13 protein-coding genes and 1 pseudogene are annotated in these 13,497 nt (G+C 64.5%); 8 read left to right on the forward strand and 6 right to left on the reverse strand.

Going from position 1 to position 13,497, the window contains the following annotated elements; translation table 11 throughout:
* Positions 1–34 precede the first annotated feature (34 nt).
* On the reverse strand, positions 35–2,038 hold the full coding sequence (locus HH302_RS03985) for an SDR family oxidoreductase (RefSeq protein ID WP_172198496.1): 2,004 nt from the start codon (positions 2,036–2,038) through the stop codon (positions 35–37).
* 336 nt (positions 2,039–2,374) lie between these two features.
* On the opposite strand from HH302_RS03985, the gene HH302_RS03990 reads away from it, so the two are divergent.
* From HH302_RS03990 to HH302_RS04005, 4 genes are all read left to right on the forward strand, one after another.
* A complete protein-coding gene (locus tag HH302_RS03990; RefSeq protein ID WP_172198499.1) occupies positions 2,375–2,818 on the forward strand; it encodes a phasin family protein in 444 nt (147 codons plus the stop codon).
* 186 nt (positions 2,819–3,004) lie between these two features.
* Positions 3,005–4,231, forward strand: coding sequence for a patatin-like phospholipase family protein (locus HH302_RS03995; RefSeq protein WP_172198502.1), 1,227 nt, complete (start codon positions 3,005–3,007; stop codon positions 4,229–4,231).
* 114 nt (positions 4,232–4,345) lie between these two features.
* A complete protein-coding gene (locus HH302_RS04000) occupies positions 4,346–4,993 on the forward strand; it encodes a TetR/AcrR family transcriptional regulator (protein WP_172198506.1) in 648 nt (215 codons plus the stop codon).
* Positions 4,994–5,006: 13 nt separating this feature from the next.
* Entirely contained in the window at positions 5,007–5,789 is a 783-nt protein-coding gene (locus HH302_RS04005; RefSeq protein ID WP_172198509.1) for a hypothetical protein, read from the forward strand.
* Here the strand turns inward: HH302_RS04005 and HH302_RS04010 are convergent, their stop codons facing one another.
* The 3 genes from HH302_RS04010 to otsB form a co-directional block, all read right to left on the reverse strand.
* The gene (locus tag HH302_RS04010; protein WP_172198512.1) at positions 5,790–7,895 is read right to left on the reverse strand and encodes an FUSC family membrane protein; all 2,106 of its coding nucleotides are present in this window, start codon (positions 7,893–7,895) and stop codon (positions 5,790–5,792) included.
* Between the two features lie 141 nt (positions 7,896–8,036).
* Positions 8,037–8,588: an O-acetyl-ADP-ribose deacetylase gene (locus HH302_RS04015; protein WP_172198515.1), complete on the reverse strand. Its 552-nt coding sequence runs from the start codon at positions 8,586–8,588 to the stop codon at positions 8,037–8,039.
* Positions 8,589–8,590: 2 nt separating this feature from the next.
* Positions 8,591–9,328: a trehalose-phosphatase gene (otsB, locus tag HH302_RS04020; RefSeq protein ID WP_172198529.1), complete on the reverse strand. Its 738-nt coding sequence runs from the start codon at positions 9,326–9,328 to the stop codon at positions 8,591–8,593.
* A 170-nt stretch (positions 9,329–9,498) separates the two neighbouring features.
* Between otsB and HH302_RS04025 the strand changes: the two genes are divergently transcribed.
* Positions 9,499–9,843: a DUF2249 domain-containing protein gene (locus tag HH302_RS04025; protein WP_172198532.1), complete on the forward strand. Its 345-nt coding sequence runs from the start codon at positions 9,499–9,501 to the stop codon at positions 9,841–9,843.
* Between the two features lie 33 nt (positions 9,844–9,876).
* Here HH302_RS04025 and HH302_RS04030 read toward each other — a convergent pair whose 3' ends face one another.
* On the reverse strand, positions 9,877–10,797 hold the full coding sequence (locus HH302_RS04030) for a LysR family transcriptional regulator (RefSeq protein ID WP_172198534.1): 921 nt from the start codon (positions 10,795–10,797) through the stop codon (positions 9,877–9,879).
* A 115-nt stretch (positions 10,798–10,912) separates the two neighbouring features.
* Between HH302_RS04030 and HH302_RS04035 the strand changes: the two genes are divergently transcribed.
* From HH302_RS04035 to HH302_RS04045, 3 genes and pseudogenes are all read left to right on the forward strand, one after another.
* Positions 10,913–11,332 carry a DoxX family protein gene (locus HH302_RS04035; protein ID WP_172198536.1) on the forward strand — a complete coding sequence of 140 codons (420 nt, stop codon included), beginning with the start codon at positions 10,913–10,915 and terminating at the stop codon, positions 11,330–11,332.
* Between the two features lie 70 nt (positions 11,333–11,402).
* Positions 11,403–12,011, forward strand: a pseudogene (gene gstA, locus HH302_RS04040) (glutathione transferase GstA).
* Positions 12,012–12,069: 58 nt separating this feature from the next.
* Positions 12,070–12,885: a class III extradiol ring-cleavage dioxygenase gene (locus tag HH302_RS04045; protein WP_172198538.1), complete on the forward strand. Its 816-nt coding sequence runs from the start codon at positions 12,070–12,072 to the stop codon at positions 12,883–12,885.
* A gap of 12 nt (positions 12,886–12,897) precedes the next feature.
* Here the strand turns inward: HH302_RS04045 and HH302_RS04050 are convergent, their stop codons facing one another.
* Entirely contained in the window at positions 12,898–13,449 is a 552-nt protein-coding gene (locus HH302_RS04050) for a lipocalin family protein (RefSeq protein WP_172198540.1), read from the reverse strand.
* Positions 13,450–13,497 lie beyond the last annotated feature (48 nt).

Below are 13,497 nucleotides of genomic sequence, written 5' to 3' on the forward strand. Positions count from 1 at the left end.
CTATCGGTGGCCGTTTTAGCTTGGGGCGAGGCAATCAGAAGTGGATACCGCGCATCAACTGGCTGAACGCGACCTGATCTGCCGTCGGGCTTGAGAGCGACTTCTTCTCGCCGCTACCGGTACCACCCTGCGCGGCGGTGGAGTCAGGGAACATGCGGAAGGTGGTGTTCATGATCGCCTGCGCGGCCTTGGGCAGCAGCGCGTGGATCACCTGACCGAAGATTCCTAGTCGTGTCGCGATGCGGACCGGCTTGTGGATGATCGCCTCGACCACGAGATCCGCGGCGTCTTCGGGTGCCAGCGTCGGTACGTCCTTGTACATCTCGGTCGGCGCGATCATCGGCGTGCGTACCAGCGGCATGTTGATCGTGGTGAACTCGATGCCGCGGTCGGCGAATTCCGATGCTGCGCAGCGGGTCCACGAATCGAGTGCCGACTTCGACGCCACGTAGGCCGAGAAGCGCGGCGCATTCGTCAGCACGCCGATCGAAGAGATGTTGATCACATGGCCACGGCGTTTTTCGATCATCTTCGGCAGCACGCCCATCGTGATCCGCAGCGCACCGAAGTAGTTGGTCTGCATCGTGCGTTCGAAGTCATGGAAGCGATCGAAGCTGTTCTCGATCGCGCGGCGGATCGAACGGCCCGCGTTGTTGACGAGGATGTCGACGCCGCCGAATTGCTCGTTCAGCGCGGCGACGAGATCGGCACAGGACTGCTCGTCGGACACGTCCGCCTGGTACGTGTGCACCGTGAGCCCGGCTGCCTGGAATTCCTTGCGGGTTTCTTCCAGTTTCTCGACATCACGGCCGCAGATCGCGGTGGTCGCGCCGGCTTCTGCGAGCTTGTAGGCGGTGGCTTTGCCGATGCCCGACGAGCCGCCGGTGACCAGCACGACCTTGTTCTTCACATTGCCGCGCAGCGTGCGGTCGACGAACAGATCCGGGTCGAGGTGGCGCTCCCAGTAATCCCACAGACGCCATGCGTAATCTTCGAGGCGCGGCACTTCGATGCCGCTGCCGCGCAGTACGCGCTGCGTTTCACGCGCGTCGAAGCGGGTCGGGTAATTGACGAAGGTGAATACTTCGTCGGGCAGACCGAGATCCTTCATCACGGCGTTGATCACGCGCTTGACCGGCGTGAGCGACAGGATCGCCTTGCGGATGCCCTTCGGGATGAAATAGAACAGCGCCGCGTTGATGCGGATCGACATCTGCGGCGCATGACCCGCACGCGCGAAGATGTTGAGGATGTCGCCAACGCGGTAGGGCGTCGGGTCGACAAGGTGGAAGCACTTGCCGTCCTCACCCTTGGCGTGGGAAATGTGATCCACCGCGTCGACGATGAAGTTCACCGGCACGATGTTGATACGGCCACCTTCGAGCCCGACCGCTGGCATCCAGGGCGGCAGCAGGTTGCGCAGGCGCTGGATCAGCTTGAAGAAGTAGTACGGGCCGTCGATCTTGTCCATTTCGCCGGTGCGCGAATCGCCCACCACGATGCCCGGGCGGTAGATGCGGAACGGCACCTTGCATTCCTCGCGCACGATGCGCTCGGACTCGTGCTTGGTCGAGAAGTAGGGGTGATCGAGCCCCTCGGCCTCTTCGAACATGTCTTCGCGGAAGAGCCCCTCGAACATCCCGGCGGAGGCGATCGAGCTGAACAGGTGGAAGTGCTTGGCGCCGAGTGCCTCGGCGAATTGCACGACGCGGCGGGTGCCTTCGACGTTCACCTTCTGCTGGATCTCGGCGCTTGCCTTCAGGTCGTAGATCGCGGCGAGGTGGAAGAAATGCGTGATCTTGTTCTTGAGCTTGCGCAGGTCGGTTTTCGTGACACCGAGGCCGTCTTCGCGCAGGTCACCGAAGACCGCCACGACACGGTCGCCGCCGGCAGACCAGTATTCGCTACGCAAGGTTTCGATCAGCTCCGCTTCTTCCTTGCGTGCGAGGAAGAAAATCGTGCCTTCCGGGCGCTCGAGCAGCTTGCGGACCAGTCGGCGTCCGATGAAGCCGGTCGCGCCGGTGATGAAGTAATTCATGTTTCCCTCCGCTGTTTTCAGAATTCTTCTGCCGGCCATCCCCCGAGGGCCGGAATTTCGTGATGCTAACCGAGGCGCGTGAAGGTGCAAGCGCAAGACTTCACTGTCTGGACATGGTTGTCGGATCTGGATCAACTGATCCGCGCTTTCGGGGGGCGACACCCTGTTTATGCGGATCGGCTGCTCGGTTTTTAGACTGCCCACCCTAGGGGATTAGTGTGTGCCCTCTAGAGCGACTCCCTACACTGGAAGCCGTAACAAGAACTGGCCGCTCAACACAAGCCTTCGGACTCAAGGGGCGGCATGACAGGCAAACCGATCCAGAAGGAGTTCACCATGGTCAAGAAACTCAAGTCGCTCTCCGGTGCTGATAGCCAACTCGCGCAAACCATCAAGGATTCCGCCAGCCAGATCTGGTTGGCCGGCCTTGGCGCCTTCGCAAAAGCGCAGGAAGAGGGCAACAAGGTATTTGAAGCACTCGTGAAGGAAGGCGAAGTCATCCAGGCTCGCACCAAGAAGGAAGCCGACGCGAAGATCGCCGACGCAGCGGGCAAGATGGCCGGCGCTTGGGACAAGCTCGAGAACGTGTTCGAAGAGCGCGTCTCGCGCGCACTGTCGAGCCTCGGCGTGCCGACCAAGAAGGACATCGACAAGCTGACCAAGCGGGTTGCCGAACTGACCGCGCTGGTTCAGAAGCTCACCGAAGAAGCCGAGGCTGTTGAAGTCGCTGGCGAAGAAAAACCGGCACGTCGCCGCGCCGCCGCCAAGGCTGCCGAGTAATCCGGGTCAGTTTCGGAGCCGCAGCTGGCGCGGCTCCTGCCGGAAGTCCGGTGACGGCAGTGTCGTCGCCGGATCCGGCCGAGGCCGTGGCTGCCTGGATGGAGCCACGGCCTCGTCACGCTTGCAGCCGTGTTTGCGCAGCAAGCCTGCGCACATCGGCTGCGGCAACAAGGCGGAGGGGACAACATGAACGCCGATAACAACGCGACGACCAGCAAGATTGGCATCGCCCTGGCCGGAGGCGGGCCGCTGGGCGGCATCTACGAGGTGGGCGCGATTGCCGCGCTGGCCGAGTCGATGGAAGGCCTGGATTTCAACGCGGCGGATATCTACGTGGGGGTCAGCTCTGGCAGCTTCATCGCTGCGGCGCTGGCCAACGGCATCTCGCCTGCACGCTTGACGCACATGCTGATCGATAACGGCAAGAGCGAGGAGATCTTCGATCCGGAGCTGCTGCTCAAGCCCGCCTTCCGCGAGTACTGGAATCGCGCGAGCAGCGTACCGCCGCTGCTTTGGAAGTCGCTCAAGCAGTTTCTCGCCGACCCGTTCGATCGCGGTCTCTACGAATCCTTCGCGCGACTCGGCCGCGCATTGCCCACGGGCGTTTTCAACAACGCCGGCATCGGGCGCTTTCTCGCGCAACTGTTCCGCGCGCCCGGTCGCACGAATGACTTTCGCAAGCTGCGGAACCAGCTTTTCCTTGTCGCGACCGATCTCGATTCGGGCGAATCGGTGCCCTTCGGTGCCGAGGGTTGGGAAGACGTGCCAATCTCCCGTGCGGTGCAGGCAAGCTCGGCACTGCCAGGCCTGTTCCCGCCGGTGCGGGTGCGTGGCCGCTATTTCGTGGATGGTGCGCTGATCAAGACGCTGCATGCCTCGGTCGCCCTCAAGCATGGCGCGAAGCTTGTGTTGTGCATCAACCCGCTGGTGCCGTTCGATGCGCAGCTGGCTGAAAAGCGCGGTGGCAAGGAGCGCCATAAACTGGTCGAAGGTGGCCTTCCGGTGGTGTTGTCGCAGACCTTCCGCGCCATCATCCATTCGCGAATGCGTACCGGCATGGACCGCTACCAGCACCAGTATCCGGATGCCGATGTGCTGCTGTTCGAGCCGCATGCGGATGACGCCGCGATGTTCTTCACCAACGTCTTCAGCTATCGCGATCGCCACACACTGTGCGAACACGCGTATCAGATGACGCGGCGCGACCTTTGGCGGCGGCGCCACATGCTGCGGCCGATTCTCGCCCGGCATGGCATCCGGCTGCGCACCGAGGTATTGCGCGACCCGCATCGCAGCTTGCTCGACGACAAGCTACCTTCGCTCGAGCCGGTGCGGGGGCTGGCGCGTGTCACGGTGACGCTGCGGCACACGCTCGACGAACTGGATGCCTGGCTCAAGGCGAAGAAGGTTTGAGCACCATTCGCACATCGCAAGGCCGCGGCTTGACCGCGGCCTTTTGTTGTCACGCAAACGCAGCGCCGATGGCGCGGTGATACGCTTGGGTTCCTGACTTGGGGGAGGAGGGGTATGGAGCGCAAGCCGAAACGGCGCACTCGCGAGCGGATTCTTGAGGCCAGCCTGCGGCTCTTCAACGACTTCGGCGAGCACAACGTCAGCACCACCACGATCGCTGACGAGCTCGATATCTCGCCGGGCAACCTCTACTACCACTTCCATAGCAAGGATGAGCTGCTCGAGGAGCTCTTCGGCCAGTTCGAGCGCGAGATCACTGCAACGCTTGCCGCACCGGCGGGCGGCCGCAGCACGGTGGAGGACATCTGGCTCTTCCTGCACCTGCTTTTCGAGCTGATCTGGAAGTACCGCTTTCTCTATCGCGACCTGGCCGATCTGCTGTCGCGCAACCGACTGCTCGAAACCCACTTGCGCGCGATCCTCGCCCACAAGGGCCGTACCGCCGCAGCCTTGTGCGAGGGCCTCGTCAGCAATGGCGAGATGGAGGCCACCAAGGCCGAGATCCAGACGCTTGCCGTGAACATGGTCGTGCTTTCGACCTTCTGGCTGAGTTTTGAGTACGCGCGTGATCCGCGCGGCAAGATCGAAGGGGCAGGATTTACACGCGGCGCCTACCAGGTGATGGCTCTGGTGGCGCCGTATCTAAGGGGGCTGTCGCGCGAGCATTTCGAGGCCCTGTCGCGCGAGTACCTGAAAAACTGAGGAGGAGACCACCATGAGTACGCAAGGCTGGCGCAAGTTTCCGCATCCCGAAAAACAGTACAGCTACGCAGGCGATGCCCTGAAGAAGAACTGGGCCCGCCTGCATCAGGGCGACCGCGAGCCCTGGCCGGAATCCGCCGAGGTACAGGAAGCCTGGCGGGCCTACCACGCCGGTGATTTCGCGCAAGCTGTGGAGCTGGGTTTGAAGGCTGGCGGCGCCGGCATCTCTGCCGCCAACAAGGCTGCGATGATCTACGCCACCTATCTTGTTGATGACGATGACGAGAAGAGTGAGCTGTTCCAGCAGATCATCGATCGCGCCGAGCTTCAGCAAAAAGCCATGCCTGAGGCCGCTAACGCTTGGTACTTCCATGCTTACGCGCTGGGTCGCTACAGCCAGCTGATCTCGGTCGGCGAAGCGCTGGCCAAGGGCCTTGGCGGGAAGATCCGCGCCAGCCTCGAGAAGACGCTTGAGCTTGAGCCGGATCATGCGGAGGCGCATATCGCGCTCGGTGCCTTCCAGGCCGAAGTCATCGACAAGGTAGGTTCGCTGGTCGGCAACCTGACCTATGGCGCCAAGAAGGACAACGCCGTCGAGCATTTCGAGACCGCGCTTGAGCTGATTCCGTTCTCGGCGATTGCCCGCATGGAGATGGCCAATGGCCTCGTCATGCTCTTTGGCAAGAGCAAGATGAAGCGGGCGGAGGATCTTTACGCCGAGGCGGCTGCGTGCGAAGCGGTCGAGGCGATGGAGCGGCTCGACGTCGAGGCTGCCAAGGCCGAACTCGAAGATTGATCAGGCGGCAGCGAAGCCAGCCAGCCGCTGCGCATCCTCCCGCGCGGCGGCGAGCCTGCGTTGCAGCAGGATATGTACATCCAGCTCCCGCATGTCGTCCGGGCTCGAATCAACCGCCACCGGATCGTGCGGCGGCGCGTCGTGCGCGGCGGGCTGGGCAAGAATACGCGCCAGCTCGCGGCGGCCTTCCAGCAGCAGCGCATCACGCCGCGGCGGGTCGAAATCCGCAGTGCGCTGATCGAGCATGAAGCGCACCGAAGCCAGTTGGGCGCCGAGCAGATAGGCGGACGACACGGTGCCGTGCAGCGGCGGCAGCGCTGTCTGGTGGCTGGCCGGTTCGTCGAGCATGCGCGCGGTGGCCTGGCTGAGCGCGGCGAGCGCGTCCTGGGCCTGCTTTCGTGCGAGGCGGTAGGCCAAGGGCCCGAGCTGCGGATCGAGCGCCGCGTCGGCATAGTTCGCCGCCGTTTCGCGCACGCGCTTCATCAGCTGCGGCAGGCTGCGGCGCTCCCAGGCCGGCAGCACGAAGGCAAAACCGAGCGCGATCAGCGCGCCGATGACCGTGTCGATCACGCGTTCGGTCAGCACAAACGGTGAATTCGGCACCAGCAGCTGAAGCTGCAGCAGACCCATCACGCAAGCGGCAATCGAGGTGACGCGGTACTGCACGGTGACGAAGGCGTGCGCGATCGCGATCGACAGGAACAGCAGCGGCAGGATGCCAAGCGGGCTGTGGATGACATGCAAGAGCAGGCCCGCGATCACGCAACCGATGAGGTTGCCGATGACGCGGTCGTTGTGGCGCTGGCGTGTCTGGCTGAAGCTTGGCCGCAACACCACCGCGGTGGTGAGCAGGATCCAGTGTCCATGCGCTGCATAAGGCAGATTGCGCGCCAGTACGAAGCCAGTGAGCATGGCCATCGCCAGACGCAGTGCGTAGCGCAGGACCGGTGAATCGGTGTTGAGGTGTCGGCGCAGCACCGCGATTCGGATCTTTCGCACCGATACGAAAGCGCGCAGTTCGCGCTCGCTCGGTAGCGGCGAACCCTCGCTGCGCTGGCGCGCGGCCTCGATCAGCGTGCGTGCGCTGTGCAGCGAGTGAAACAGCTTTGCGGCGAGGCCGCGCAAGAGCGCGGCGGCGCGGGCGTGCTCCGGCACCGCGAGATCAGGCTCGGCGAGCGCGTAGGCGGCTGCCTGCGTTGCGGCGCAGGCTTGGCTGCGATCGGGCAATACCGGCACCGGCCGCGCACGCACGATCGCCCCTGCTACGGCTTCGATGTCGTCCGCCGCTTCCACGACACGCTGGCCCATTTCGCGCATGACTGCGCTGTCGCCATAGCGTGCGCGCATCAGCTCGCGGTCGGTCTGCGAAGCCAGGGCGTGTTCGTAGGCGTCGAGCAAGGCGTAGAGCACCCGTGCGAGTTCGGCACGGCGACCTGGGCGGATACGGTAGAAGCAGAAGTCCCGCGCGGCCTGCAGCTTCTCGGCGAGCGCGGCGTGTTCGCGGATCAGATCGAGGTACACCGCATCAAGGGAGCTGGCGGGGTCGTAGTAGCGCGCCTTGTGCCGCAGGTAGCGCGAGAAGGCGTCGAGCGCGTCGGCCAGCACCTGCTGGCGAGTCCGCACCGCCAGCGCGATCGACAGGCTCCAGCCCCAGACCAGATAGGCGAGCCCGCCGAGCATGAACAGACCCGCGTGACCCCACGGTGAAGTGCCGGGCGGCAGCGGGAATGCCATGGCGAACACGGTTGCCAGTACGAGGCTGAAGCCCATCGGCAGCAGGAGGCGACCCCATGCGCTGAGCAGACCGGCGACGAAGCCGACGACGGTGATTTCCAAGCCGAGCAAAATCGGCTGCGCGTGGCTCGCACTGACGAGGAGCGTGACCAGTGCCGTGCCCAGCCATGCGGGCAGGAGCTGCCGCAGCTTGTGGCCCTCAGGCGCCGGCACGTCGGCGATGCTGACCGCCATTGCACCGCTGGAGAGTACCGCCGCGAGCGCGAAGCCGCCGACCATGTAGCCACAGAGGGCAAGTAACAGCACGCCAGCGGCGCAACCGATCCCGTTGTAGATCGTATGGGTGAAGAGCAGACGGGGGAGCTGCGGCATCGTGGTCAGCACCTGCTAAAGACGGTCAGAAAATGCGCAAGCCACGCGCGCGGCGGCGTCATGGCGGATGGGTGTTCTCGGTGATCCGTTTGGCGTGGCGCGCTTGCCTGTGGGGTTGGCCTGCTGCTGCATCGGTCGCAATCAGCGCTTCTGGCCCTGAGCGCCGCGTTGGCCAGACAGGGCGGTGGCGAAGTGTTCGACCATTTCGGTGTCAAACGCGACAAGCGTGATCTGAAGCTTATCGCGGCACGCCAGCGCAGTCAGCGATTCCTCGACCGCGATCGGTGCCGCGAGTTCGGGCGGGTAGCCGTAGATGCCGCAACTGATTGCCGGAAACGCAATGGTGTTGAGCTGATGCTGGTTGGCCAGCGCCAAGCAGGCTCGGAAACAGGCGGCCAGCAGACCGGGCTCGCCGTGCGACCCGCCGCGCCACACGGGGCCAACGGTGTGCAGTACGTGGCGCGCCGGCAAGCGAAACCCTGGCGTGATGCGCGCTTCGCCAGTGGGGCATCCGCCCAGGTCCGCGCAATACTGGCGCAGCTGCGGGCCGGCCGCGCGGTGGATCGCGCCGTCCACGCCACCGCCGCCCAGCAGGCTGCTGTTGGCGGCATTGACGATGGCGTCGAACGCCAGGGTGGTGATGTCCCCCTGCCAGATGTGCAGGCGGGAATCCGGTGCGTCGGCCTGCGCCACGCTCAATCGAGCAACTGTTCCAGCCAGTCGCGCACCGCGTCCTCGTCGGGCAGGCGATAGCGCGCATGCGAATTGCCGGGGCCGACCTTGATCGAGATGCCGTCCAGCGCATTGACGGCGAGGAAGCCATCTTCGTCGGTGATGTCGTCGCCGATGAAGACCGGTTTGCGCCCGGCGAAGGGGAAGGCCTGCATGAAGCGGTTGATCGCCGCGCCCTTGCTCGCTTCGACCGGCTTGACTTCGACCATGCCGCGGGCGTGCATGACGCGCACGCCGCTGCCGGGCAGGCAGCCGGATTCAGCCGCCTTGGCTGCGGCCTCGCGCAGCTCAGGATGACGATGGAAGTGCAGCACCATCGACAAGGCCTTGCGCTCGAAACGCACGCCGAGCGTGAGGTTGGCGAATTGCTCGCAAGCGGCGTGCGCCGTGACGAGGCCCGGCGGCGGCACCAGTTGCTCGCGCGTGGCGTGGGGCGTGAAGCGCCATTCGGCACCATGCTCGCCCGCAGCGGCCAGGCGCAGCGGTTCAAAGAGACTGTCGATGACTTCGATGCTGCGGCCGCTGACCATCGCCAGCGCACCGTCAGCACGGTTGCGCAGTTCGGTCAGCAACGAGCGCAGACCATCGTCGACCAAGGGCACGGTTTCGTCGGGTTTGTCGAACGGAACCAGGGTGCCGTCGAAGTCGAGGAAAAAGGCGAGGGCTTCTGCCGCGAGGCGCGGGGGGGATTTTGTTTGCATGGGGGTAGTCCTTGCTGGGCGTGCGCGCTCTTCTGGGTATAGACGCTTGCCGCGGAAACTGGGTGTGCATTATCCCTGACTGTGCGTCCGGCCGCTTGTTCCGGCTCAAGGAAACAAAGCCGTGTGGCCGCGAAACTGGCTGCACCCCAACGAACCCCAAGAGGTGATCCATGTCGTGTTCCGACACCCTTGCGCAAGAAAACGGCGTTTTCGGCTTTGATGCGCGTGCCATTTCCAAGCGTTTCCGCCACGCCGCAATCTTTGGCGCGCTTGAGTCGCTCAACGATGGCGACGTGATGCGTTTCCAGAACGACCACGATCCGCTGCCCCTGCTGGATCAGATCCGCCACCGCTATGGCGACCAGATCAAGATTGATTATGTGGCGCGCGAGCCGGGCAACATCGTCATCGACTTCCGTGTGCAGTTGGGCGCTTACGCCGAGGCAGCTGCCCAGCAGAGCGCTGGTGGCGGCTGCGGTGGCAACGGTGCGGGAGGCTGCGGCTGCGGTAACTGAACGCGGCGGCTTTAGCGCGACGGGCGTCCCGACTCAGGTCTGGGCGCCCGTTTTCTTTCCAGCGCACGCATTCGCGAGCCAGTCACTCAGGTGGCCGACAAAGCCGCGCACTGCCGCCGAGAGATGGCGGCGCGTTGGATACACCGCGTAGATCGTCAGCGGCTGTGCGCGCCAGGCGCCGAGCACTTCGACCAGCCGGCCGCTGTCGATCAGCGGTTGCAGGATGAAGTCCGGCGCCGAGGTCAGGCCGAGCCCCTGTGCGGCCAGTTCGGCCAGCAGCGGGCCGCTATTGGCGTGCGCCGGTCCGCGCACCGGCACCTTGATGCGCTCGCCCTCGGGGCCGCGGAACACCCAGTTCAAACCCTCCGAAGCGTAGGCGTAAGTCAGGCAAGCGTGCCGTGCCAGATCGGCCGGATGGCGGGGCTCGCCATGGGCCGCGAGGTAGGCGGGGGCCGCGGCAATCATCAGGCGTGCCTGGCCGATCGGCCGCGCGACGAGTGTCTGGCTACCGACCTCGCCCACGCGGATCGCGAGATCCAGGCCTTCCTCGATCAGATCGACCTGCCGGTCTGACAAGGCCACGTCGACGCGAACCGCCGGGAAGCGCGCCACGTAGGCCGCGATGGCGGGCGCCAGGTGGCTCACACCGAAACTGATCGGGGCGGTGAGGCGCAGGGTGCCGCGTGGCTTGGGGTCGCGCGCGCCGGCGAGTTCTTCGGCCTCGGCGATGTCGGCCAGCAGTTGCACGCAACGTTCGTAGTAGGCGCGGCCGTTCTCGGTCAGCGAGAGGCGGCGGGTGGTCCGATGCAGCAGGCGGGCGTCGAGCAAGGTTTCGAGTTGCGCTACCTGGCGTGAGACGGCGGAGGTGGAGCGTTTCAGATGTTCCGCTGCAGCGGCGAAACTGCCTAGCTCCACCACCTTAGTGAAGATCGTCATTGCTTCGATGCGATCCATTTAATTGTCCCGAGTAATGCAATAAATAATTGTCGTACGGCTACTTTATCCCTTTTTGTCTTGATTGCAGACTGCGCTCCATCGCACTTCGCGAACCCCACACAGGAGAGCAATCATGGAAAACGCACAAACCGCCCGGATCGGCACCTTCGTCTTGCGCATCAGCCTTGGCTTGATGTTCGTTGCCCACGCACTTTTGAAGTTGCTTGTCTTCACCTTGCCGGGTACGGCCGCATTCTTTGCATCGCTCGGTTTGCCCGGCATGCTGGCCTACCCGGTGTTTGCGGCCGAGTTGCTGGGGGGTATCGCGCTACTGCTCGGCTGGCGCACCCGCCTGGTTGCCGCGCTGCTCACGCCGGTGCTGCTTGGCGCAAGCTGGGCGCATCTCGGGAACGGATGGGTCTTTTCTGCGCCTAACGGCGGCTGGGAATATCCGGTGTTCCTGACCGTGGCAACCATCGTGCAGGGCTTGCTCGGCGCTGGCGCGTTCGCGGTGGATGGTCGCAAGCCCGTCGCGGTGCCTGCCTTTGCCTGATTCACAACCCCGGGCAGCGATGGGTTGCCCGGTGCTACAGCTCAACCCTCAACCCAACGGAGAAACCAAAATGAAACTGTTCTTCTCGCCCGGCGCCTGCTCGCTTTCGCCACATATCGCGCTGCTCGAAGCCGGCCTGCCGGTTGAACTCGTGAAGGTGGATCTGAAGACCAAGCAGATGGCCGACGGCGGCGACTTCACCGCAATCAATCCGAAGGGCTATGTGCCGACCGTGCAACTCGACAGCGGCGAAGTCCTCACCGAAGGCCCGGCGATCGTGCAGTACATCGCCGACCAGAAGTCGGAAAGCGGCCTTGCGCCGGCCAATGGCACGATGGCGCGCTATCGCCTGCAGGAGTGGCTGACCTTCATCAACTCCGAACTGCACAAGACTTTTGGCGCGCTGTTCAACCCGACGGCACCGGCCGAGACCAAGGATGCCGCCAAGGCCTTGCTCGCCAAGCGCTTCGAATATGTGGTGAGCTAGCTTCAGGGCAAGGATTACCTCACCGGCAGCCAGTTCACCGTGGCCGACGGCTACCTCTTCACCGTCATCAACTGGAGCCAGTGGGTCGGTATCGACCTCGCCCAGTGGCCGGTGCTGGCCGCTTTCCACGCCCGCGTTGCGGCGCGCCCGGCAGTTCAGGCGGCGCTGCGTGCCGAAGGTCTGCTGAAGTAACCCTTGCCATCGTGACGCGGGTCGTGCCGACCCGCGTCACCTCATTCGGGAATCGATCATGAACACCGCTGTCGCCCAGTCCGTCCTGTTTCTCTCGCATGGTTCTCCGCTGCACGCAATGCTCGACAGCGACGCGGCCAGGGCCTGGGCGAAGCTCGGTGCATCCTTGCCGCGGCCGCGCGCGATCATCGCGGTGTCGGCGCACTGGAACACCGGTATCCCGATGCTGACCGGCGCCGAGGCGCCTGCAACGATCCACGACTTCGGCGGTTTCCCGGATGCGCTGTATCGCTTGCGCTACCCGGCCCCGGGCGCGCCGGCTTTGGCCGAGCAGGCGCGTGGGCTGCTGCGCGACGCTGGCCTTACTGCCGGCATTGATGGCGCGCGTGGTCTGGATCACGGTGCCTGGGTGCCGCTGCTGCACATGTTTCCGAAGGCCGATGTGCCGGTGATTCAGTTGTCGGTGCAGCCGGAGTTGTGCGCCCGCCACCACTATGCGGTGGGCAAGGCGCTGGCGCCGCTGGTAGCGGACGATGTGCTGATCGTTGCCTCCGGCCACACCACGCACAATCTGCGCGACGCCTTCCGGCGGCCGGATCTGCTGGGCCAGTCGGTTGAGCCGATGCCTTACGTAAAAGCGTTTGACGATTGGGTCGCGGCTGCGATCGAAGCGCGGCGCATCGACGATCTGCTCGACTGGACGCAGCGTGCGCCGGATGCGCTACGTGCCCACCCGAGCCCGGAGCACTTCCTGCCCCTGTTCGTCGCGCTCGGTGCAGCGGGCGAGGGTGCTGGCGTGGAGCGTTTTCTCTCGGTGTTTGATGGCCCCGCGCTGGCGATGGACAGCTGGCGCTGGACGCCCGCTGCGGCCTGAACGGCGTTGCCTTCAGCCGTCGCTGCGGCTGTGCGTCACCCAGACGAGCTTGTCGGTCGGCAAGCCGAGTACTTGGGCATCGCGGATCAGTTGGTCGCGGACTTCCGGCGCGAGCTGTTTGTCGCGCGCCAGGATCCACAGGTAGTCGCGGCTCGGGCCGACCACCATCGCCCAACGGTAACCCGGATCAAGCCGTACGACGTGGTAGCCACCGTAGAAGGGGCCGAAGAATGAAACCTTCAGCGAGGCCCGGTTGGTGTCGCCGATGAACAGTGCGCGGCCGACCACTTCGCGCCAGTCGTTTTTCTGCGCATCGAAACCCCGGTTGATGACCTCGATGCTGCCGTCGGCCTGCTGGCGGTAGCGTGCGCTGACGTCGCTCAGGCCGCGTTCGAAGCTGTGGTCCAGTCTTGCGATCTCGTACCACTTGCCGGTGTAGCGGGCAGCATCAAAGGGCGTGACCGACGTGATGCCTTCGGGCGGCGCGGTGGCGCAGCCAGCGAGTACCAGGGCGGCAAGGGGCAGGAAGATGCTACGGAGCGCAATGCGACGCAGGCTGAACATGGTGGACTCGCAGTTTGGGCGTCGGTGAAGGATGCGCCGATTCGATCA

The organism is Niveibacterium sp. COAC-50, assembly GCF_013184235.1.
GTDB lineage: Bacteria > Pseudomonadota > Gammaproteobacteria > Burkholderiales > Rhodocyclaceae > Niveibacterium > Niveibacterium microcysteis.